Source organism: Shimia sagamensis (assembly GCF_900182745.1).
Classification (GTDB): Bacteria; Pseudomonadota; Alphaproteobacteria; order Rhodobacterales; family Rhodobacteraceae; genus Shimia; species Shimia sagamensis.
Genome location: NZ_FXTY01000001.1, coordinates 226,423 through 247,436, shown reverse-complemented (window position 1 = coordinate 247,436; position 21,014 = coordinate 226,423). Strand labels below are relative to the sequence as shown.

The window sequence follows — 21,014 nt, the reverse complement described above, 5'->3', positions numbered from 1 at the left end:
GGTAGTATTTCAACTTTAGGAATCAAGATGACTATTTATAAACTACTTTTAGGCGTTGTTCTCTCTCTGAGCGTTGCAGCCTGCACCACTGTGGAAGGCCCTTCTGACAAAGCGATCTCCGTCAGCTATAAAAATGAGGCCGGTAACAGCTATTTGGCCGGATATAACCCCGTTCCGGTGCGGGCGGCCGTTGGCAAAAAGAGTGTGCCAGCCGTTTGCCAAATCACATCGGCAAATTTCGAAAGCCCCTCTTTCCAATCGCCTGCCAAAGTGAATCTGCCGGCGTATAGCCGCGGGGCACAGAAAATCACACTTAGCTGTACCCACGAAGAAGAGACAAAAGCCGTCACTGTTTCGCCGGAAAACCTGTCGGCCAAAGCGCGTGCTGGATCCGCCATTGGTGTTGCGCTCTTGTGCCCAATTTGTGGGGTTGGCGTGGCAGCTGCCGGTGCGGCCAAAAACAAGGACAGTGATATCTATGGGTTTGTCAATTTGGACCTGTCATTTGACGACTAATGTAGGGCGCTGCTTAGCCCGGTCCGCAAAAAAGCCCCGGTGTTTCCACCGGGGCTTTCGTTTTCTCAGAGAGAGGAGACCTTAGTCTTCTTTTTTCTCAGCAACGATCTCTTCGCCGGTTTCCTGATCCACAATCTTCATGGACAGGCGAACCTTGCCGCGGTCGTCAAAGCCAAGCAGTTTGACTTTTACTTCCTGGCCTTCTTTCAGAACGTCAGACGGGTGGTTCAGGCGGCGGTTCTCGATCTGAGACACGTGCACCAGACCGTCGCGCTTGCCGAAGAAGTTCACAAATGCGCCGAAGTCGACGATTTTCACAACTTTACCGGTGTAGACTGCGCCTTCTTCAGGCTCTGCCACGATCGAGTGGATCATGTCGTAAGCCTTCTTGATGGCTTCGCCGTTTGGCGAGGCAATCTTGATCACGCCTTCGTCGTTGATGTCGACTTTGGCGCCGGACACTTCAACGATTTCACGGATGACCTTACCACCGGAACCGATCACTTCACGGATCTTGTCGGTTGGGATGTTCATGGTCTCGATGCGAGGCGCGTGGACGGAGAATTCCGCAGCACCTGTGATCGATTTGTTCATCTCACCGAGGATGTGCATGCGGCCGTCCTTGGCTTGGGCCAAAGCTTTTTCCATGATTTCCGGTGTGATGCCCGCAACCTTGATGTCCATCTGCAGCGAGGTGATGCCGTTTTCGGTACCCGCCACTTTGAAGTCCATGTCGCCGAGGTGATCTTCGTCACCCAGGATGTCAGACAGGATCGCGTAGGAGCCGTCGTCCTCGAGGATCAGGCCCATGGCCACACCTGCAACTGCGGATTTCAGAGGCACACCTGCGTCCATCATGGACAGAGAGCCACCACATACGGACGCCATGGAGGACGAGCCGTTGGATTCGGTGATCTCAGAGACGATGCGCACTGTGTATGGGAAATCGGTTGCGGCTGGCAGAACGGCCTGAAGGGCGCGCCATGCAAGTTTACCGTGACCAATTTCGCGACGGCCGGGAGGGCCCACGCGACCAGCTTCACCCACAGAGTAGGGAGGGAAGTTGTAGTGCAGCAGGAAGTTGGACTTGAAGTTGCCGTGCAGCGCGTCGATGAATTGCTCATCATCACCGGTGCCCAAAGTGGTCACAACCAGACCCTGTGTTTCACCACGGGTGAACAGGGCGGAACCGTGGGTCCGTGGCAGCAGGCCAGTTTGGCATACGATGTCGCGGATCTCGTCAGTCTTACGACCGTCAATACGCTTGCCGGTTTTGACAACGTCACCGCGCAGGATGCCGCCTTCGAGTTTCTTCAGAGCGGACCCGAGGTTCGCATCGTCAAGCTGCTCTTCCGTCAGTGCGGCTTTGATCGCGTCACGCGCAGCGGCAACAGCGGAGGTGCGCTCTTGCTTGTCGGTGAGAGCGAAGGCGGCGCGCATCTGCTCTTCGCCAGCCGCTTTCACAGCTTCGTAGAGGTCTGCATAGTCAGGCGCCTGGAAGTCAAACGGCTCTTTGGCGGCGTCTTCGGCCAGATCAACGATCAGGTCGATCACAGGCTGGATTGCGTCGTGGGCAAATTTCACCGCACCCAGCATCTCTGCTTCGGACAGTTCGTATGCTTCAGACTCAACCATCATCACGGCGTCTTTGGTGCCGGCCACAACCAGGTCCAGACGCTGGTCAGGGTTCTGACGCAGGTCCTGCATGTCGTCTACGGTTGGGTTCAGGATGTACTCGCCATCTTCAAAACCAACACGTGCAGCAGCCACTGGGCCCATGAATGGCGCGCCAGAGATAGTCAGAGCCGCGGAGGCTGCGATCATCGCAACCATGTCTGGGTCGTTGACCAGATCGTGGGACAGCACGGTGCACATCACCAGAACTTCGTTTTTGAAGCCAGGGACAAACAGCGGGCGGATCGGACGGTCGATCAGACGCGCGGTCAGGGTTTCTTTTTCTGTTGGGCGCGCTTCGCGCTTGAAGAAGCCACCCGGTACTTTACCGGCGGCGTAGTATTTCTCTTGGTAGTGCACGGTCAGAGGGAAAAAGTCCTGACCGGGCTTTGGTGCCTTTGCAAAGGTCACCGCGGCCATCACGGAGGTTTCGCCCAGAGTGGCGATCACACAACCGTCGGCCTGACGGGCTACTTTGCCCGTTTCCAGTGTGAGCGTTTCTTCGCCCCACTGCATGGATTTTGTTGTTACATCGAACATCATCGTATCCTAGCTGGGAGATCGACCGGGCGTATCCCAGGTCTCCCGTATGAAAATAGCGGCCCCATTGCCGCCGACCTCTTCTATCTTTCTTTGATGCGCCGAGGTCAGACGCAACGTCTCAGATGGTCGGCCCATATCGGAAAACAAGGGGTTTGGAAACCAAATTCTCGGTCTGTGGCGCTCCGTATGGGACGTTACAGAGGCGCAGTGAATTCAGCGTCACCGTGTTGGCAACACATTGTTTACGGCACAAATGTGGCATTTTATGCAAATTTGGGTGATAATGTGGCTGACAGAATCGCGGCTAGGGGGCTTGCTGCGGTGGACTTGTAATGCGCAGGTTGTGCGCCAAAGTGAGAAATGTGCCATGAGAGCCCCGTTTACCCTAATCTTGACCCTGTTTATGGCGGCGACGTTTTTTGTTGCGGGCTGTGCGGAAACCACAAGTGGTGCCAACCCTGTGGGCGCTGCAAAGGCACCGCAAGAAGAGGTTGTCACCAAAAACGTAGTGGAAGAGGTCGAGCCGCAGGGCACGCGCATTCTAGCGATGGGCGACAGTATGATGGCCTGGCACACGTTTACGGGGCAGTCGATCCCGCATACGATTGAAGCGGTTCTGGGGGAACCGGTGTATAACACGGCGATCAGCGGCGCCAAAATCACCTATAAGCTGCCATTGTCCGGTGCGATGGGCATGCGGATTGAAAACCAGTACCGCAAAGGGGAGTGGGACTGGGTTGTGCTCAACGGCGGCGGCAATGATCTTTGGCTTGGCTGCGGTTGTGGCAAATGTGCCGGCAAGATGAACAAGATGATTTCCGAAGATGGTAAGCGTGGTGTGATCCCGATGATGGTGCAGAAGTACCGCCACGCGGGCGCTCAGGTCGCATGGGTGGGATATCTGCGCAGCCCTGGTGCCTGGTCGCCTGTGGAGGGATGTCGCGATACCGGCAATGAGTTGGAGCAGCGGATCAACAAGCTCGCGGCGATCGATCCGGGTGTGCACTACGTGTCGCTGGCGGATCTGGTACCAAACGGGGATCGCAGCTTTCACACGTTTGATATGATTCATCCGTCGATCAAAGGCAGTCGCGAGATTGGCAAGCGGGTGGCCTCGGTGATCGCAGCACACGACGCGGCCCGATAAGAAACTTAATAATTCAAGTGTTTAACCCCATCGCGTTGCGGTGGGGTTTTGTCGTTCATGGCGCGGCAAAAAGGGCAGTTACGTATTCTGACAAAATTTGTCAGATAAAGACTACCCAGCCAGACATCCTCCAGATCAGCCCGGGTATTTCAGACATGGCACGTGATTGGATTGCGTGATGAGGCCTCTGACAAGGTGCAAAAGCGCAGCGATACGCGGCACTGGGCCTCCAGACGGAGAACGAGATATGAGCATTCAAACCAAACATCCCCCACATCGTTGCCGAGACGTGTTGGAGACTATCGGGTGCGACGACTTTGAAATCGGGTTGCTGCCGGTGTTGCGCCACCTTTGCGTGAGCGCACAGAAAGGGGATCCCAAAAGCTGGAGCCGCGCCTTTGACATTGCCGTGGAGCGCTATGGTGAGACCACAGGACTGCCTGCGGCGCATGGGTTGTACAAGATTGTGTTGAGCGTGTTTGCCTGTCGCGCTGGAGGGCTGGAGGTGAAAGACCCGCTGGACACACACGCGCGCAAAGACATCACGGACGATGAGGTACAGACGTTGTCGATGGTGCATCATATGCGGCGGGACAATTCGGCGGCGGCGCGGTCGGCCGTTGCGTTTGTGACCCGTGGGCGCATGGATCCGGTGCTGATCCGCGCGGGGCTTACGTTTGCCAACCGGTTTCCAGCGGGCATCGGACGGCAGGCACGTAGGGTGGTGCGGCCCAAACTGTCGGTGGTGGCCTGACCCGTTTCTTGCGCTTTGGGCGGAGAGCGCATTCTAGGCGCAGGATACGGGTCGCTTCACAATCCGCTGCTTCGCTAGATCTTCTCTTGTTCCAAAACAGGAGAAGACCAGATGGAATTTGCAAATAAGACATTTATTGTGACTGGCGCGAGCAGTGGCATTGGCGCAGCTGCGGCGCTTCTTTTGGCTGCGCGTGGGGCCAATGTTGTGCTGGGGGCCCGTCGCGAAACGGAACTTGCGCAGATTGCAGGGCAGATCGAGCAAAGCAATGGGCGTGCGGTTTGGCAAAGGTCTGACGTGACCAACAAAGACGACATGACCGCGCTTGTTGCGTTGGCTGAATCCGAGTTTGGTGGATTGGATGGTGCGTTTAACAATGCGGGGCTGGTTGGAGAGATGGGGCCTTGTGAAGAGCAGACTACTGAGAACTGGGATGCGGTGATTGCCACAAATCTGACCAGCGCGTTTTTCTGTGCACAGGCCCAAATCCCGGCGCTTAAAAAGCGGGGCGGCGGGGCAATGGTCATGACGTCGTCGTTTGTTGGGGTGAGCAATGGCGGGATGGCTGGCATGTCGCCTTATGCGGCCGCCAAGGCTGGTGTTGTCGGGCTGGTGCAGAACCTCGCTGTGGAACTGGCGGGGGAAGCCATTCGGGTCAATGCGGTGCTGCCTGGCGGTACAGATACAGCCATGGCGCCACAGGATGACGAGACCCGAGACTTTATTGCCGGGCTGCATCCGATGGGGCGTATTGCCGACCCAAAAGAGGTTGCTGAAATGGCGGCGTTCTTGTTGTCAGATCGCGCCAGCTTTGTGACCGGGCAGGCCCATTCTGTGGATGGCGGTGTTGCGGCGCGCTTTGTTTAAAATGCGTAGGATTGCCCGTTTGACCGGGCAATCCTTATCAAGCTTCTTTGGCCCGCGCGGTTTTCGCGCCTGGTGTCTCTGTGATGCCAAAAGCCTTGCGCGCGGTCACAAGGCGCAGGTCTTCCGGGTCCATCCCCATCGACAACATGGTTTTGCGGTCGAAGCGCTCTTTGGCGGTGGCTTTGTCATGGGCGGTGCCAAACAGGCGGTCAATCCAGTCAAAGCCAAAGCTGACCTGAAAGGTTGCGTGATGGTCTTGGAAATGATGTGCCAGATGCTTGCGGGTGATGTATTGGCCAAGCCGCCCCTTGGGCACATTTAGATGTGCAATGGTGTGGCAGTATTCATAGAAGGCAAAGGCCGAGACTGAGCCAACAAAAAGCCCAATATAGGCAAGCGTGAGGGCCGGGACCAAACCCAGAAATGGCCACAAAATTGCGGTGTGGATGGCCACGGAGAGTAGGCCAAAGCGCACGGGATACCAATGATCGTCACCGGTGAAGAACTCCGGGTCGGTGGGGTATTCGTGATGGCCGATGTGGGTGCGGTAAAGCTCGTTGAAGGTGCCTTGGTCTTTGGGTGGCTCGCGGTGCATCAGAAAGCGATGCATGCCGTATTCAACAAAGAGCTGCGCGATGTAGCCGTAGATCAGCGCGACGGGGATCCACCAGGACAGGTTCTGGGAAATCAGGAAGACACCCAACAGCCAGAACGGAAACAGGCGGTGCAAACTGCCCATGCGGATCAAGACGGATAGTGTTTCTTTCATGATGACCTCCCCTGTCGTGGGGAAGTCTGCGCCCGTAATGTGGAGCGTGTCAAATTTGACTTGGCGTCAAGGAAAAGAGCCCCGCGCCTCCAAGAAAGCGCGGGGCAGCTGGCGCGCTTAGGCGCGACGCCAGCCGGGGAACGGGTCGGGCATGCCTTTAACAGCTGCGAGAGCTGCAACGGACTCGGCGCGCAGCAAGCAGGCGTCCAGTTTGGCTTTCAGTTTTGGCCAATCGATGTCGGTGCCGATGAACACCAGCTCCTGGCGGCGATCCCCAAAGGGGTCGGCCCAGTGGGCCGCCATATAGTCTTGCGCTTGCGGATGTGTCGGGCGGCGCTCTTCCGGCACGCTGGCCCACCAGGTGCCAAGAGGGGCGACAGAGGATAGGGAGCCGGCAAGCGAGAATTCCGCCACCCACTCCGGGCGTGTGGCGATCCAGAAGTGACCCTTGGCGCGGATCACACCCGGCATGTCGCCGTTGAGAAAGTCATGGATCTTTTGCGGATCAAACGGCAGACGCTCGCGATAGACAAAAGAGGCAATGCCGTATTCTTCACTTTCCGGCGTGTGGTCGGCGAAACCATACAGCTCCTTAGCCCACATTGGGTGTTCATGCGCTTTGTCGAAGTCAAACAGGCCGGTGTTGAGCACGTCCAATGCCGGCACCTTGCTGCGGTCAGTTTCGATGATGCGGGCATCCGCGTTTAGGCTGCGGATGATTTTGCGGGCTGCGTCGGTTTTGACCGGGCCTGCATCCGTGACTTTGTTGAGAACCACCACATCGGCAATTTCAAGCTGGTCGGTCAGCAGGTGCACCAGTGCCCGTTCGTCTTCTTCCCCCAGAGTCTCGCCGCGATCGGCCAAAAGGTCGTGGCTGCCAAAGTCATTGAGCAGGTTCACAGCGTCGGCCACTGTCACCATGGTATCCAACCGCGCCACATCGGTGAGGCTCTCGCCCTCTTCGTCGCGGAACTCAAAAGTTGCGGCCACGGGCAGGGGTTCAGAAATACCGGTGGATTCGATCAACAGGTAGTCAAAGCGGCCTTCAGCGGCGAGGCGGCGCACTTCGGTCAGCAGGTCGTCGCGCAGGGTGCAGCAGATGCAGCCGTTGGACATTTCCACAAGGGTTTCTTCGGTCTGACTCAGCTCGGCGCCGCCTTCGCGCACGAGGTCTGCGTCGATGTTCACCTCGGACATGTCGTTGACAATCACCGCCACGCGCAAGCCGTCGCGGTTGTTGAGGACACCGTTGAGCAGCGTGGTTTTGCCCGCTCCTAGGAATCCTGAAAGCACAGTGACGGGGAGGCGGGTGTCTTGGCGTTGGGAAACTGGCATATGGCGCTCCATCGATAATGTTATAACATAACAACATGATGTGGCGAGAACTGCAAGACACTGTTTGTGCGGGACACAACGAAAAACCGCGCCTCAATAGAGACGCGGTTTCGAAATCAAACTGTGGCGGCGTCTTAGCGACGGATGCCCAGACGCTTGATCAGGTCCTGATAGCGTGCTTCGTCTTTGCCTTTGGTGTAGTCCAGAAGCTTACGACGCAGAGCAACCATTTTCAGAAGGCCACGACGACCGTGGTTGTCCTTCTTGTGGGTTTTGAAGTGCTCGGTCAGGGTATTGATGCGGGATGTCAGGATCGCAACCTGGACTTCCGGAGAACCGGTGTCACCTTCTTTGGTTGCAAATTCTTTCATCAGGCGGTTTTTTTCTTCAACAGTGATCGACATCGGGGTCTCCTATTCAAAAGGGTTTCGGGCACAAGCCGGGATGTCGTCCAGCAAGGTCCATAGAGATACTCCCAAGAGAATCCCTTGGAAGATGGGCGTATGTAGTCGCAAACGGCCCAAAAGAAAAGAGCCAAGGCGTTAACGTGGTATTTGATGCGCTCAGAGTGGCCAGATTTCGGGCTGTGTGGCGTAGGAGATGTAAAGCGGGTGGCGCGGATGGCCAGCTTTGGTCACGCCCAGACATTTGATGGTTTCGCCTGTTGTCTTCAGCACGTCTCTCATTTCAAGGCCGCGCATCAAGTGATCGCCGTGGGCGCCCCAGGCGGCGATGATGTCATCTGCCCAGAGACAACTTTCCGCAACAACGGTGTCATTGTCCGGACCCGCGGGGGCCTTGTGTTGGCGCATTTTCTTGGGGTCGGTTTCGCGCAGGGCAAAGATATTTACCGCGCGAAAGCCGCCATAGCCCAGTGCACGGGCGCGGCGTTCGCAGCGCTCAATCGTGGGGTCGTTTTGGCGTTCGGTGGCTTTGGAGGGGTTCAGCATGATGAACAGCACTTTGGTTGCGTTGGTGTCCCAGACACGGGTCAGCGCATAGCGATAGGTTTCGCAATCGGAGTAGAGTGCGGAGCTGGTGGCGTCATCTTTTTGGAAGTGGCGTTCGATCATTCTGTCTACTTAGGATTAACCAACGCAGAGTCAAACGTTTGATTTAGAAGCCTCTCCTTCGTATGCCTTTGACTTGGGATTACAGCCGTCTGGGGTTTATTCGGCTGATTGGTGAGGTGGTGAGATGCCGTTTCTATTCTTTTTAGGCCTGCTTGCGGCAGGCGCAGCTGTTGGCACGATGGTTGGTGTGACTGATGACACCGAGGCTGAGGATGACAGTACACCGTCTGACGACGAGCGTGATGACAGTGCGGATGCGCAAGGTGAGCAACCGTCAACCGAAGAGGAACCAGAAGACGAGGAGGAGCCGGAAGGTGATCCGATCTCGCAGTTCCTGTTTGGTGAAGTGGATGTTGATGACAACCTGATTGGCGGGGCGGGCGATGACACGATTGTCGGCAATGCCTGGGATGATGATTACTTGGAAGGCGATGAGGGGGACGACGACCTCTTTGTCTCTCGCGACAACTTGGCGAGCGGTGGTGCCGGATCGGACACGTTTTTCCTTGAGGCAGACAATGAAGTGGTTGGCCGCATAGAGGATTTTGATGCCTCAGAAGACATGCTGGTGCTGCGCAATTACGAGAGTCCGGTGGATGGCTCCTCTGGCAACTTTGTCCTCACGCAAGAGGACAATCGGCTTGCGTTGCGGGATGCGGACACCGGGGATGTGCGGATAGACCTACCGGGGGCGTCGCTGGCGGATGGCGAAAGCCTGTCGGTGGTGTTCCAGCACACAGATGGCGAGGCCCATGACAGCGAGGTTCAAGCTGAGTGGAGCCGCGAGTACACCATTCAGGACAAGCCCTATGTGGCGGATGCACTGCGAGGTGGCGCGGGTGACAACACGTTGATTGGCGATGACAGCGATGACCGCATTTTTGGCGAGGCAGGCGCGGATGATCTGCAAGGCGGTGCTGGTGATGATCACATCTTTAGTGGCAGCGGCAGTGTCTTCTACGGTGCCGAGTGGAACCACGAGCCGGGACATCTAAACCGACTTGGTGCAGGTGACACCCTGTCAGGTGGCGCCGGTGAGGATGTGCTTTGGCTTGGCTCCGGCAATGTGGCAACCGGCGGCGCGGATGTGGATACGTTTGAGGCCTTTGCCGGGGCGTATGATACCGTCAGCGAGATTACCGATTTTGCGCCGGGTGAGGATAAGCTGGTCATCAGCTTTGGTTTGGATGGGCCGTTTGGTGCGGGCTTCCAGAATGCGGACAACGAGTATTTCACCGTTTCGGAAGCGGCAAATGGATTTGGCAGCAGCTATGATGCTGATGCGGATGAGACCACGCTGACGTTGGGCGGGCATCCATTGCTGGTCCTCAATGGCGATCAGACCGGGGCAACCGTGGCGTTCAGCAATCAGGATGCGGCGGACACCTATGATCTTCCGGAAGTCTGGATGGATGCCAATGGCGATCCGATCACTGCGGAGCAAGGCCAAGATGCTGACATTTTGTTCAACGGCATGACCCCGCAGGATATGTATGACGCCAATGGCAATGGCGGCATGGTCGCCTGATCAGCTTGCAGGTTTCACAAACACTCGGCTGGGGTGCAATTCCCCAGCTTTGAACCGGCCAACCGCTACGGCTTCGCCTTCAAAGCTGGCCCAGCATTCCTCGCCGTATTCCACATCTGACGCCAGCACCATTCCGGGGTTGCCGTTGCGCAGGCGCACGGTGCCTTCGGCGGTGGCTTTCACTTCGGGCAGGTCTTCGAGGCCTTGCTCAAGTGGGCGCAGGAAGGTGTCGAGTTCGGGTTGTTTGGCCATCTCGTCGATTTGCGCAAGGGTCAGACCGTCACCCGCATCAAACGGACCGGACCAGATGCGGCGCAGTTCGCGCACGTGACCAAAGCAGCCAAGCGCCTCACCCAGATCGCGGGCGATGGAGCGCACATAGCCGCCCTTGCCGCAGGTCATTTCTAGGGTGACGTGATCTTCGTCCTCGCGATCGGTCATGACCAGCTCTTCGACCCAGAGCGGGCGGGCGGCAATCTCAATCTCTTCACCGGCGCGGGCCAGTTTGTACGCGCGTTCGCCATCAATTTTCACCGCGGAGAACTTTGGTGGCACCTGCATGACGTCGCCAACAAACTGCCCCAAGGCTTCTTTGATGTCTTCATCTGTTGGGCGTGTGTCTGACTGCGCGATGACTTCGCCTTCGGCGTCGTCTGTGTTGGTGGCCTGTCCCAATCGCACGGTGAAGGTGTAAGCCTTCAAGGCGTCAGTGATGTAAGGCACGGTTTTGGTGGCCTCGCCTAGCGCAACAGCCAAAACGCCAGTGGCATCCGGATCGAGCGTGCCTGCGTGGCCGGCTTTTTTGGCATCAAAAGCCCAACGCACTTTGTTCACCACAGAGGTCGATGTGATGCCTGCGGGTTTGTCGACCACAAGCCAGCCTGAAATATCGCGTCCCTTGCGTTTGCGTCCCATGCCTTTGACCTCTCATTTAGGGGTGAGGGCGGCGACCTATCGGATTGCCATCACACTGTCAATTTAGCCGAAGAGAAAAACGGCTCAAAATAAAAAGGCCACCAGACCCACGCGATCTGATGGCCTTCCTGAACGCGGGGGTGGAGGAGCCGTCCCGCGTGTTCTTGTGCTGGTTTTAGTCGCCGTCAGCGACGCCAGCAGCGCGGAGTTTCGCCCGACGTGCCCGATAGCTTGGCAGCGCCACAAGGATCAGTGCGATCACCAGAAGGCCGAGGGTCATCGGACGCTCCCAAATGAATGCAATGCCATCATAAAGCTGCATGGAGCGGGAGAAGTTGTCTTCCAGCATGCCGCCCAAGATGAAGCCGATCAGCAAAGGTGCCAGCGGATAATCCGCAAAGCGCAGAGCGGTGGCACAGACCCCAAACCCAACCAGCAAAAGCAGCTCGGTGGCGTTGTTCTGACCGATGTAGGCCCCCATCAGGGTGAAGAACAGAATGAACGGGATCAGATAGTTGCGCGGCACGGCCAGCACTTTGGCGATGTATGGGATCAGCGGCAGGTTCAGGATCAGCAACACAAGGTTGCCGATGAACATGGACATGATCACCGCCCAGAACACCTGAGGCTCGTCGATCATCAGGCGTGGGCCTGGGGTCACGTTCAGAGCGATCAGTGCGCCAAGCAAAATTGCGGTGGTCCCGGAACCAGGGATGCCCAACGTCAGCAGCGGCACAAAGGAGCCAGTGCAAGCTGCGTTGTTGGCTGTTTCCGGGGCCGCCAGGCCCTTGATAGAGCCTTTCCCAAACTGTTCTTGTTCTTCTTTTGGGGCGATGTTGCGTTCAACCGCATAGCCTAGGAAGGAGGCGATGGTTGCGCCTGCACCAGGGAGAACGCCAATGAAGAAGCCTTGGATGGACTGACGTCCGATCACCGGTGCGATGGATTTGGCTTCTGCTTTTGTGATGCGTAGATCTTTGATTTCACCGCTGTTGGCGTCTTCGGTTGTCCGGGGCTTCAGAACAAGGAACAGTGCCTCTGGCAGGGCGAACATCGCCATGGCCAAGGTGATGAAGCCAAAACCGGACTGCAGGTCCATGATGCCCATTGTGAAACGTGGCATATTGAACAAGGCGCCTTCGCCGACGGTGGCCATCATCAGGCCCAGAAGGGTCATCATCAACGCTTTGGCAACTTGGCCGGTGCCTGCAAACGCCGCAATGGCGGAGAGGCCGACAACCATCAGCGCGAAGTATTCGGCTGAATGGAACAGCAGTGCGACAGAGGACAGCGCCGGTGCAAAGATCATCAGAAGCAGTGCACCAACGGTGCCGCCTGCAAAAGAGGCAATCGCGGCGATGGTCAGCGCTTTGCCTGCTTTGCCCTGTTTGGCCATTGGATAGCCATCAAAGCTCGAGGCAACAGTGCCCGCGACCCCCGGCGCGTTCAGCAGGATTGAGGAGGTGGAGCCGCCAAAGATGGCGCCGTAATACACACCAGCCAACAGGATCAGTGCGGCAGATGGGTCGCCCATGGAAATGGCCACGGGGATCATAATTGCGATGATCGACATCGGGCCCAAGCCCGGCAACATGCCGATAAAGGTACCAATCAAACAGCCGCCAATGACCATCAGAAGGTTTTGTAGGGAAAAGGCCGTTTGCAGGCCGATCAGAAGTCCTTCGAGCATGTCAGCCTCCAAAGTTGGCGCCAAAGGGGCGCAGATTGATATTCAGCGTGTGCTGAACAAGAGTCCAAAGAATGAGGATAGCAAGGAGCATCACAAAGGCAGTGATGTGCCATTTGCCAGCGCCCATCAGAAACGAGCCGATGATCACAAAAGCTGCTGTGGAAAAGAGCACGAAACAGCCACCGATCAGCATTAGGATGAATTGCCAAGATGCAAGTGTGGGGTCGCTAAACATATCAGCCTCCCAGAAAGCCAGGCATCGGTCGTAGGTAGATGCCAAGGACTTCTTGCACGAGGTACCAGACCACGAAGGTCGCTGCGAGTGAGACAGGCACCATGATGTGGAATTTGCGTTCCCCGAGAATGAACGATCCAAAGATCAAGAAGCCTGATGTCGAGAAAATGAAACCAGCCGGACGCAACAGCAGCGCGTATGCCACCATAAGGCCGAGCAAAAGAATGGCTTGGCCGAGTTTGTACTCTGTCAGGCGGCGATAGTCGATTTCGGCTTCTTTGGCTTCGCTCTTTTCCAACCCTAGGAGGATGATGAGTGAGGCCACCATGCCCATCAAGGACAACACCTTTGGGAAGGTACTTGGCCAAATTGGATTGCGTTTCATGAACGGGGCAAGGCTGCCATCCATCGTGAACCAAGCGGCGTAGCCATAGGCCATACAAATGCCCAGCAGTATCAGAGCGATCCAGCGATCCAGTGCCATGAAGCTCCCCTCCCTTTTAAAAGTGGGCAGAGCGGGAGCCCGCTCTGCCCAGTTGAATGTTAACTGACTTTAGAGAAAGCCGAGTTTCTTCATCAAGTCGCCGATAACTTTTTCTTGGCCTTCGAGGAAGGCTTTGAAGTCGTCGCCGTTGTTGTGGATGTTGACCCAGCCGTTGCGCTCGCGCACAGCTTCCCACTCTGGGGTGTCATACATCTTGGTCAGCGCTTCCTGGTACATCGCCAGCTTGTCTTCTGGCAGGCCTGGTGCGCCGAAGAAGCCACGCCAGTTCACGAAGGAGGTGTCGATGCCCTGTTCCTTCATGGTCATGGCATCTGGAGCTGCGGACACACGCTCATCAGCGGTTACACCGATGATTTTCACTTCGCCAGCATTGGCCAGATCAACCGCTTCGGAGAAGCCGGTGGACAGCGCTGCGATTTCGCCGGACAGCAGAGCTGCCATGGCTTTACCGCCTGCGTCGTAAGGGATGTACTTCACGCCCAGTGCGTCTTTGCCAGCAGCTTCCATCACCATGGCTGCTACCAGGTGGTCCATGCCGCCTGGAACCGAACCACCACCGATGGCGGTTTTGGATGGGTCCGCGTCATAGGCGGCCATCAGGTCGTCCATGTTGTTGAGCGGGCTGTCTTTGTGCACAACCAAAGCGGCATAGTCACCAATGGTGCCGGCCACGAGGGTCAGGTCACGGAAGTTGTGTGGGAAGACGCCTGTCAGCGAGCGGATCACGATTGGGGTGGAGTTCACCATCAATGTGCCGTGGTTGCTGTCTGCGTTTTCGATCAGGTAACCAATGGCTTTACCGCCACCGCCACCGGACATGTTTTCATAAGAGGCGTTGCCTGCGATGCCTGCTTTGGTCAGCGCTTCACCGGTGCCGCGCGCGGTACCGTCCCAGCCACCACCGGCGCCGCCGGGGATCAGGAAGTGGATGCTGTCTACAGTTTTGTGACCGTCAGCAATAGCTTGACCTGCGAATGCGAAAGCGGCCATTGCACTGGCCATCAGAGCGCGGCGGCCCATGTTCAATTTCATCATTTTTCTCCTCCAAATTGACAACTGTCCGAAAGACGGCTCAGTTGAGGGCAGTCAAACATCGCAACCTGTCACAAACCTGTCATGCCGTCAGAAAGGTGCCCAACCCGCATGAAATTTCTTCTTGTCGAAGACAATATCGAACTTGCCAATGCGGTGAGCGCACGTCTGCAAATTGATGGGCATGTCATTGATCATGCTGATAAAATTGAGGATGCGATGGCATTCATGCAGACAGGCGAATATGATCTCATATTATTGGATATTATGTTGCCAGACGGCGACGGGCGCACTTTTCTCAAACACCACCGGAGCGGGAAAAATGATACGCCGGTCATCGTTCTGACGGCACGATCTCAGGTCAGCGACAGAATCAGCCTTCTGGATTTGGGGGCTGATGACTACATGACAAAACCGTTTGACCACGAAGAGTTACAGGCCCGCTGTCGGGCGGTGTTGCGGCGCAACGCGGGGCATGCACAGTCCATCACGGAGCTGGGTGGGGTGTCGCTTGACCCTGTGGCCGGGAGATTGTCTATCGGGGCGCGGGCCGTAACCCTGCGCAATCGAGAGTTGCGGCTGCTGGAATTATTGATCAACGCGCCTGGTCAGATTTTCTCCAAAGCGAAGCTGGCCGACCGGCTGTTTTCTTATGATGAGGATGTCTCGGAAAACGCCATTGAGGTCTATATCGGGCGTCTGCGCAAACATCTGGAACCTTCAGAATTGCGCATCACCACCCTTCGCGGACTTGGCTATAGGCTTGATCATGAGTGACACGGTCAATGTGTCCGGCTCGCTGCGGGCCCGTCTGTCGTTGACCCTGATCGGCAGCGCGGCGGCGATTGCTGTGCTGCTGTTTTTTGTGGTTCGGACTTATGCGGCGCAGATCGCGCAAAGTGGGCAAGACAATATTCTGGAGGCCTCGGTCACATCTATTCTGGATGCGGCGACGTTGCGCGATAGCGGTGTGGAGGTAGATTTCCCTTATGTCGCCTTTTCAATGTTGAACACGGAAGCAGATGACCGTGTTTTCTATGCCATTTGGCAAGATGAAACCCTTCTGTCCGGTTACGAACTGTTGCCGGTCGCCGATGCGCCGGACGGGGGGGACATTGTGCATGTCTCCGCGCAGTTTGATGGTGCCGCGGTGCGGGTGGCCACGGCGGCGCGTATTTTGGTCGGTGCAAATGCTCGAAACCGGGTGACAGTGTCCGTTGCTCAAACTCAGGATGCTTTGGCGGGGACGTTGAACAAGATTTCCCGGAATGTCGGGCTGATCGGGGCGGGCTTTTTTGCTCTGTCGGTGCTGGTGGCAAGTTGGGCAACAAATACGGCTATTCGACCACTGGAACGGCTGACACATTCGATCACCCGGCGAGGGCCCAAGGATCTCAGCCCGGTTGCCCGGCCTGTGCCTTCGGAAATGGCGCCATTGGTGACCTCGCTCAATAGTTTTATGGCGCGGCTCGATACATCGCTGAAACAGTCGGAGGATTTTATCGCTGAAGCGGCGCACCGGGTACGCACGCCACTGGCAACCGTGCGCAGCCATGCGGAAGCAACGTTGCAGCGGGTTGAGCGGGAGGACAACCGGCAGGCTTTGCGCTCCATGGTGCGGGCGATTGATGAAAGTTCGCGGGCGGCGGGGCAGTTGCTGGATCATGCGATGATCACGTTCCGGGCAGATCACTTGGAAACAGAGCCGCTGGATTTGGTGGACTTGGTCGAAGATTTGGTGACGCGTTTGACCCCGGTGGCTGAGATGAAAGACATTGCCCTCACGGTGATCAGCGGCGGCAAAGTCAGCATTGAGGCGGATTCCATCCTGTTGCAAAACGCGCTGAGTAATTTGGTGGAGAATGCGCTGAAATATGCGCCAGAGGAGAGTGAGATCACCCTAGAAGTTTTTGATGTGCCGCGGCCGCGTGTTGAGGTGCGGGATGAGGGGCCGGGTTTCCCGCCAGATCAGATGCATGAATTGGCGGCACGCTTCTCTCGCGGCGAAAATGCAAAGGACACAATTGGATCAGGATTGGGGCTGACCATTGCACAGGATGTGGCCACGGCCCATGGGGGAGAATTGACGTTGACCAATCTTTCGGAGGGCGGCGCATGCGTTACATTTTTGCTTTAATCGCTTGGCTCTGTCCCCTTGTCGGGCTGGCCCAAGAATGGGAAGATCAGAACGCCTTTGGTCCGGCCTCGGCAACCAGCACGTTGCGGGTTTTGTCCAGCACGGACACCGCGCTATTTGCACCCATTATCGAGGATTTTTTGCGGGGCCGACCCGACGTTTCTGTGGAATATTTTGTCACAGGCACAGCGCAGATTGATCAGGTTTTTCGGGCTGCTCCGGATGACTTTGATGTGGTGATCTCAAGCGCCATGGATCTGCAACTGAAGCTGGTAAATGACGGGTATTCGGTGCCGGTGGCAAACCTATCGCAACCTGACTGGGCGCAATGGCGCAACAGCCTGTTTGCGTTCACCACGGAGCCGGCTACCATTGTGATCAATCGTGCTGCTTTTGCGCCGGGCACGGTGCCGCAAACCCGACAGGAGCTGATCGCAGCCATGCGGGCTCGGCCCGAAGTGTTCCGAGGCAAAGTGGGCACTTATGACGTTCGTGCGTCTGGCCTTGGGTATCTTTTTGCCACGCAAGATGCACGGGCGTCGGAGACTTTTTGGCGGTTGATGGAGGTTATGGGCGGGTTGGATGCGCGCCTGTATTGCTGTTCTGGCGCAATGATTGATGACTTGGCCGCAGGCAAGCTGATGGTCGCTTACAACGTGCTGGGCAGCTATGTGGCAGCGCGGGACGACGTGGCCGACACTTTGGAAATTGTGCTGCCCTCGGACTTTCCGACAATCATGATGCGGACGGCATTTGTCAGCAGTCGCACCGGGGAAGAAGAAAGCGCGGCGGCGTTTGTGCGCCATTTGGTGGAGGTTCAAACAGGCCCGCGCAATCGAGATGTGTTTCCTTTACCACCATTGAGCGCAACTTTGGACAGTTCGGGGCAAGCCGTGATTTCGTTGGAACCGGCGTTGATGACCTATCTTGATCCGCTCAAGCGTAGGACCTTTATCAAAGAATGGAGCAGCGCGGTTATTCAGTGACCGATGATTTGGGTGCAATCACCCCAATGATTGGCCCCATCCAAAAGCCGCCATCAGAGCGGTCAAGTTGGGGGGCGTGCAGGCGGCTGATCTTGCCGTCAAAATAGAGTGCGTTGGGGGTTTTGAGCACATCGCGGAAGAAGCGGCCAAACTCGTGAAAGGTCACAGGTTGGTTTGAGATCACAAAATGCGCTGTCTTGCCGTCTGGGCTGGTGCCCACGCCGTTGCGCAAAAAACGGGAGCTGCTGTCAGGTAGGAAGCGCGGGTGCAAATCTCCGTCGATCACCAGCATCGGGCCGGATTGGGTGGCGTCGCGGCAGGTTGGCGCTTGTTTTTGAAAGTCCAGGGTCTCGTAGACGCGGATGGAACCGTCGTTCAGACACAGCACACCGTTGGGAAGCAGACCGAAGTTGCCTTTGCTGCCGCTTGTGAGAAGACGCATTTCTTCGGTGCCGCCTTCTACGTAGTGCCCAACCGGGCTACGGTCTGCGTGGTACATGCCCGCATTCATGCCAAATGCGAGCGTTTTGCCGTCCTCAAGAGTGCGTTCAATGTCCCGAAACTGGCCCAAAATCGCGCCATCGCTGCCACGTAGGAACAAACGCAGGTTTTCTTGTGTCGCATCAGCTGTGCAAACGGTGAGACTACGCCCTTCGTGGGTTTGATCTGAACAGGTCACCGCCTGCGCCCATTGGGGCAGGGAAAACAGGATCAAACAGAGCGCAGCTCGGATCACGTAGGGTCGCCATCCTCTGTGTCTGATTTGGCCACGTCGGATTGCACACGTTCGTCAGACAACATGGCGCGGGTGGCATCCATCTGATCGAATGTTGTGTCCACGCGAAAGCGTAAATCCGGTGCGTGCTTCAATCCAGCCTTGCGGCCAATGATCTTGCGCAATTCCCATTTGTGACGAGCAAGCAATGCTACTGCGTCTTCTTTGTTCTTGCCACCAAGGGGCAGAACAAAGCAGGTCGCAATCGACAGGTCCGGCGTGATGCGCACTTCGCCAACGGTGATTGACATGCGGGTAACGTCTGGATCGTGCAATTCGTCACGCACCAAGACTTCCGACAAGGTGCGTCGGATGAGTTCACCCACGCGCAATTGGCGCTGGGACGGGCCGCGGCCCTCAGAGGAAGAGTTCTTTGCCATATGTCTCACTTAGGGCTTCTGTCTGCCTTTGCCAAGCTGGATTGCATTGGGTAAGCAGGGCGCACCGCCATATGGGTGGTTTGTCAGAGTGGAGAGGACACCATGCAGGAATTGCCAGGAATCGTGATCACAGGCGCATCAGGCCGGATGGGGCAGATGCTGATCAAGACGGTGTCCGACAGTGACAAGGTGCGTTTGGTGGGTGCGGTTGAACGTGAGGGGCACGATTGGGTTGGCCGGGACGTTGGCGAAGCCATGGGCGGCGCTGCGCTGGGCGTGACGGTGACGGATCAACCGTTGGAGGCCTTTGCCAAAGCGCAGGCGGTGATTGATTTTACCGCACCAGCAGCGACCATTGCTTTTGCAAAACTGGCAGCCCAGGCCCGTGCGGTGCATGTGATCGGCACCACCGGCATGACCGACCAGGACATTGCGCAACTGGAGCCTTGCGGGCGTCATGCGGTGATTGTGCGGGCAGGCAACATGAGCCTGGGTGTGAACCTGCTGACCAAGCTGACGCAGCAGGTGGCAGCCGCACTTGATGAAGACTTTGACATCGAAATCATTGAGGCGCACCACCGTCACAAAGTGGATGCGCCGTCTGGCACTGCCTTGATGTTGGGTGAAGCTGCCGCCGAGGGCCGTGGTGTGGATCTGAAAGACGTGACTGACAGCGGTCGTGACGGTATTACCGGTGCGCGCAAGCGCGGCGATATTGGGTTCACGGCCATTCGCGGCGGCGACATCATTGGGGAGCATGATGTGATGTTTGCCTGTGATGGTGAGCAAATCATTCTGCGCCACAAGGCCACTGACCGGAGCCTGTTTGCCAAAGGCGCGCTCAAGGCGGCGATTTGGGGGCAGGGTCAGAAGCCCGGTGAGTATGATATGTTTGACGTATTGGGATTGTAAGAATCCCCTATCGACCCTGCGCAAAACGCTATGCGGCGTTTTGCGCGTCTCGTGCGATTGGCAATCTCGTAGAGCTGTGCTCAAATTGGTTGCAGAAAAAATGACCAATAAAATCAACTACTCAATGGTTGAAGGCGGGGGCGTATGACAGCCCTCTCAAATGATGCATCCAGACCAGATGCATTTTTTGTTGGCAGGTTAGAGACGTTGTGTTCTTATGCCGACAAACAAAAACTTAAATGACCATTTAAAAAATGACCAACAGGGAGAAGACCATGACGACGTTTTTGAAAGCCGGTCTGTCGGCGATTGCGGTGTCTGCAGTGGCCATGTCGGCACAAGCCGCGGAGCTTGGCGCGACCGGTGAACCCATCAAACTGGCGCTGAACGAATGGACCGGACAGCACGTGACCACCCATGTGGCGGGTGAGATGCTGAAAGCGGCCGGTTACGAAGTTGAATATGTGACTGCTGGCATGATGAACCAATTCCAGGCGATTGCAGATGGCGACATCCACGCAACGCTGGAAATTTGGTCCTCCAACGTGTCCGATCAATATGCGGTGTTGAAAGATGACGGCAAACTGGAAGAGCTGTCTGATCTGGGCCTGAATGCCCGCGAAGGTATTGCTTACCCAGCGCATGTCGAAGAGCTTTGCCCAGGCTTGCCAGCGTGGGAAGCGCTGAAAGACTGTGCGATGAACTTTGCCACCGCAGAGACCCTGCCGATGGGCCGTTTGGTGGATTATCCAGCGGATTGGGGCACACCGGGTGCTGACCGCATGACTGGTCTGGAACTGCCATTCAAAGCTGTGCCTGCTGGCTCCGAAGGGGCGCTGATCGCAGAACTGCGCGCGTCCACCGAGAAAAAGTCTCCTTTGCTGATCACCTTCTGGCAGCCACACTGGGCGATGTCGGCCTATGATGTGAAATTTGTCGATCTGCCTGCGGGCGAAGATGCTTGCTTTACCGATCCGGCTTGGGGACCAAACCCAAATGCGATCAACGATTGCGATTTTGCAGCCAGCCGCATCTTCAAAGCTGGTTGGCCAGGTCTGAAAGACAAATGGCCTGCCGCGCATGAAATCCTCGTGAACTACCAGTTGGCGGTCGAAGATCAGCAGCCAATGATGGGGGCGGTCGACGTGGACGGCGAAAAGGTTGAAGAGGTTGTCGCTGCCTGGATGGGTGCCAATGAGGCCAAGTGGAAGTCGGTTGTCGACGCCGCAACGAAGTAAGCC

At 56.7% G+C, this 21,014-nt stretch carries 22 protein-coding genes; 10 read left to right on the top strand and 12 right to left on the bottom strand.

Going from position 1 to position 21,014, the window contains the following annotated elements:
- Window positions 1–27 precede the first annotated feature (27 nt).
- Window positions 28–516, top strand: a complete 489-nt coding sequence (locus QOL67_RS01140; protein ID WP_283424103.1) for a hypothetical protein — start codon at window positions 28–30, stop codon at window positions 514–516.
- Between the two features lie 81 nt (window positions 517–597).
- Here QOL67_RS01140 and pnp read toward each other — a convergent pair whose 3' ends face one another.
- Window positions 598–2,730 carry a polyribonucleotide nucleotidyltransferase gene (gene pnp / locus QOL67_RS01135; RefSeq protein WP_283424102.1) on the bottom strand — a complete coding sequence of 711 codons (2,133 nt, stop codon included), beginning with the start codon at window positions 2,728–2,730 and terminating at the stop codon, window positions 598–600.
- A gap of 370 nt (window positions 2,731–3,100) precedes the next feature.
- Here pnp and QOL67_RS01130 point away from each other — a divergent pair, with 370 nt between their 5' ends.
- The 3 genes from QOL67_RS01130 to QOL67_RS01120 all read left to right on the top strand — a co-directional run bounded on the left by QOL67_RS01130 (window position 3,101) and on the right by QOL67_RS01120 (window position 5,501).
- Window positions 3,101–3,880 (top strand): SGNH/GDSL hydrolase family protein, encoded by a 780-nt coding sequence (locus QOL67_RS01130; RefSeq protein WP_283424101.1) that lies wholly within the window; start codon window positions 3,101–3,103, stop codon window positions 3,878–3,880.
- Between the two features lie 247 nt (window positions 3,881–4,127).
- Window positions 4,128–4,634, top strand: coding sequence for a hypothetical protein (locus QOL67_RS01125; protein WP_283424100.1), 507 nt, complete (start codon window positions 4,128–4,130; stop codon window positions 4,632–4,634).
- A gap of 111 nt (window positions 4,635–4,745) precedes the next feature.
- On the top strand, window positions 4,746–5,501 hold the full coding sequence (locus QOL67_RS01120) for an SDR family oxidoreductase (protein ID WP_283424099.1): 756 nt from the start codon (window positions 4,746–4,748) through the stop codon (window positions 5,499–5,501).
- Between the two features lie 37 nt (window positions 5,502–5,538).
- On the opposite strand, the gene QOL67_RS01115 is transcribed toward QOL67_RS01120, so the two are convergent.
- The 4 genes from QOL67_RS01115 to QOL67_RS01100 form a co-directional block, all read right to left on the bottom strand.
- The gene (locus QOL67_RS01115; protein WP_283424098.1) at window positions 5,539–6,270 is read right to left on the bottom strand and encodes a sterol desaturase family protein; all 732 of its coding nucleotides are present in this window, start codon (window positions 6,268–6,270) and stop codon (window positions 5,539–5,541) included.
- Between the two features lie 117 nt (window positions 6,271–6,387).
- Window positions 6,388–7,605 (bottom strand): GTP-binding protein, encoded by a 1,218-nt coding sequence (locus tag QOL67_RS01110; protein WP_283424097.1) that lies wholly within the window; start codon window positions 7,603–7,605, stop codon window positions 6,388–6,390.
- A 134-nt stretch (window positions 7,606–7,739) separates the two neighbouring features.
- Complete coding sequence (gene rpsO, locus QOL67_RS01105) at window positions 7,740–8,009, bottom strand: 30S ribosomal protein S15 (protein WP_164644262.1); 270 nt, start codon at window positions 8,007–8,009, stop codon at window positions 7,740–7,742.
- A 159-nt stretch (window positions 8,010–8,168) separates the two neighbouring features.
- A complete protein-coding gene (locus QOL67_RS01100; protein WP_283424096.1) occupies window positions 8,169–8,678 on the bottom strand; it encodes a DUF1643 domain-containing protein in 510 nt (169 codons plus the stop codon).
- Between the two features lie 124 nt (window positions 8,679–8,802).
- Here QOL67_RS01100 and QOL67_RS01095 point away from each other — a divergent pair, with 124 nt between their 5' ends.
- Entirely contained in the window at window positions 8,803–10,206 is a 1,404-nt protein-coding gene (locus QOL67_RS01095) for a calcium-binding protein (RefSeq protein WP_283424095.1), read from the top strand.
- Here the strand turns inward: QOL67_RS01095 and truB are convergent, their stop codons facing one another.
- The 5 genes from truB to QOL67_RS01070 all read right to left on the bottom strand — a co-directional run bounded on the left by truB (window position 10,207) and on the right by QOL67_RS01070 (window position 14,583).
- Window positions 10,207–11,121: a tRNA pseudouridine(55) synthase TruB gene (gene truB / locus QOL67_RS01090; RefSeq protein WP_283424094.1), complete on the bottom strand. Its 915-nt coding sequence runs from the start codon at window positions 11,119–11,121 to the stop codon at window positions 10,207–10,209.
- Window positions 11,122–11,296: 175 nt separating this feature from the next.
- Window positions 11,297–12,811, bottom strand: a complete 1,515-nt coding sequence (locus QOL67_RS01085) for a tripartite tricarboxylate transporter permease (protein WP_283424093.1) — start codon at window positions 12,809–12,811, stop codon at window positions 11,297–11,299.
- A gap of 1 nt (window position 12,812) precedes the next feature.
- Window positions 12,813–13,046, bottom strand: coding sequence for a hypothetical protein (locus QOL67_RS01080; RefSeq protein WP_283424092.1), 234 nt, complete (start codon window positions 13,044–13,046; stop codon window positions 12,813–12,815).
- Between the two features lies 1 nt (window position 13,047).
- Window positions 13,048–13,530 carry a tripartite tricarboxylate transporter TctB family protein gene (locus QOL67_RS01075; RefSeq protein WP_283424091.1) on the bottom strand — a complete coding sequence of 161 codons (483 nt, stop codon included), beginning with the start codon at window positions 13,528–13,530 and terminating at the stop codon, window positions 13,048–13,050.
- A gap of 69 nt (window positions 13,531–13,599) precedes the next feature.
- Complete coding sequence (locus QOL67_RS01070; RefSeq protein ID WP_283424751.1) at window positions 13,600–14,583, bottom strand: tripartite tricarboxylate transporter substrate binding protein; 984 nt, start codon at window positions 14,581–14,583, stop codon at window positions 13,600–13,602.
- Between the two features lie 111 nt (window positions 14,584–14,694).
- Here QOL67_RS01070 and QOL67_RS01065 point away from each other — a divergent pair, with 111 nt between their 5' ends.
- The 3 genes from QOL67_RS01065 to QOL67_RS01055 are packed head-to-tail and all read left to right on the top strand — an operon-like array spanning window position 14,695 to window position 17,706.
- A complete protein-coding gene (locus QOL67_RS01065) occupies window positions 14,695–15,360 on the top strand; it encodes a response regulator transcription factor (protein WP_283424090.1) in 666 nt (221 codons plus the stop codon).
- Entirely contained in the window at window positions 15,353–16,720 is a 1,368-nt protein-coding gene (locus tag QOL67_RS01060) for a sensor histidine kinase (protein WP_283424089.1), read from the top strand. Before QOL67_RS01065 ends, QOL67_RS01060 begins: the two co-directional genes overlap by 8 nt.
- A complete protein-coding gene (locus tag QOL67_RS01055) occupies window positions 16,699–17,706 on the top strand; it encodes an ABC transporter substrate-binding protein (RefSeq protein WP_283424088.1) in 1,008 nt (335 codons plus the stop codon). Before QOL67_RS01060 ends, QOL67_RS01055 begins: the two co-directional genes overlap by 22 nt.
- On the opposite strand, the gene QOL67_RS01050 is transcribed toward QOL67_RS01055, so the two are convergent.
- Together QOL67_RS01050 and rbfA are read right to left on the bottom strand one after the other, a co-directional pair.
- A complete protein-coding gene (locus QOL67_RS01050; RefSeq protein ID WP_430458933.1) occupies window positions 17,696–18,439 on the bottom strand; it encodes a phosphodiester glycosidase family protein in 744 nt (247 codons plus the stop codon). The genes QOL67_RS01055 and QOL67_RS01050 overlap by 11 nt on opposite strands.
- Window positions 18,439–18,861 carry a 30S ribosome-binding factor RbfA gene (gene rbfA / locus QOL67_RS01045; RefSeq protein WP_164644274.1) on the bottom strand — a complete coding sequence of 141 codons (423 nt, stop codon included), beginning with the start codon at window positions 18,859–18,861 and terminating at the stop codon, window positions 18,439–18,441. Before rbfA ends, QOL67_RS01050 begins: the two co-directional genes overlap by 1 nt.
- A gap of 102 nt (window positions 18,862–18,963) precedes the next feature.
- On the opposite strand from rbfA, the gene dapB reads away from it, so the two are divergent.
- Both dapB and QOL67_RS01035 read left to right on the top strand, forming a co-directional pair.
- Window positions 18,964–19,773 (top strand): 4-hydroxy-tetrahydrodipicolinate reductase, encoded by an 810-nt coding sequence (gene dapB, locus QOL67_RS01040; protein ID WP_283424086.1) that lies wholly within the window; start codon window positions 18,964–18,966, stop codon window positions 19,771–19,773.
- Window positions 19,774–20,048: 275 nt separating this feature from the next.
- Complete coding sequence (locus tag QOL67_RS01035) at window positions 20,049–21,011, top strand: ABC transporter substrate-binding protein (RefSeq protein ID WP_283424085.1); 963 nt, start codon at window positions 20,049–20,051, stop codon at window positions 21,009–21,011.
- Window positions 21,012–21,014 lie beyond the last annotated feature (3 nt).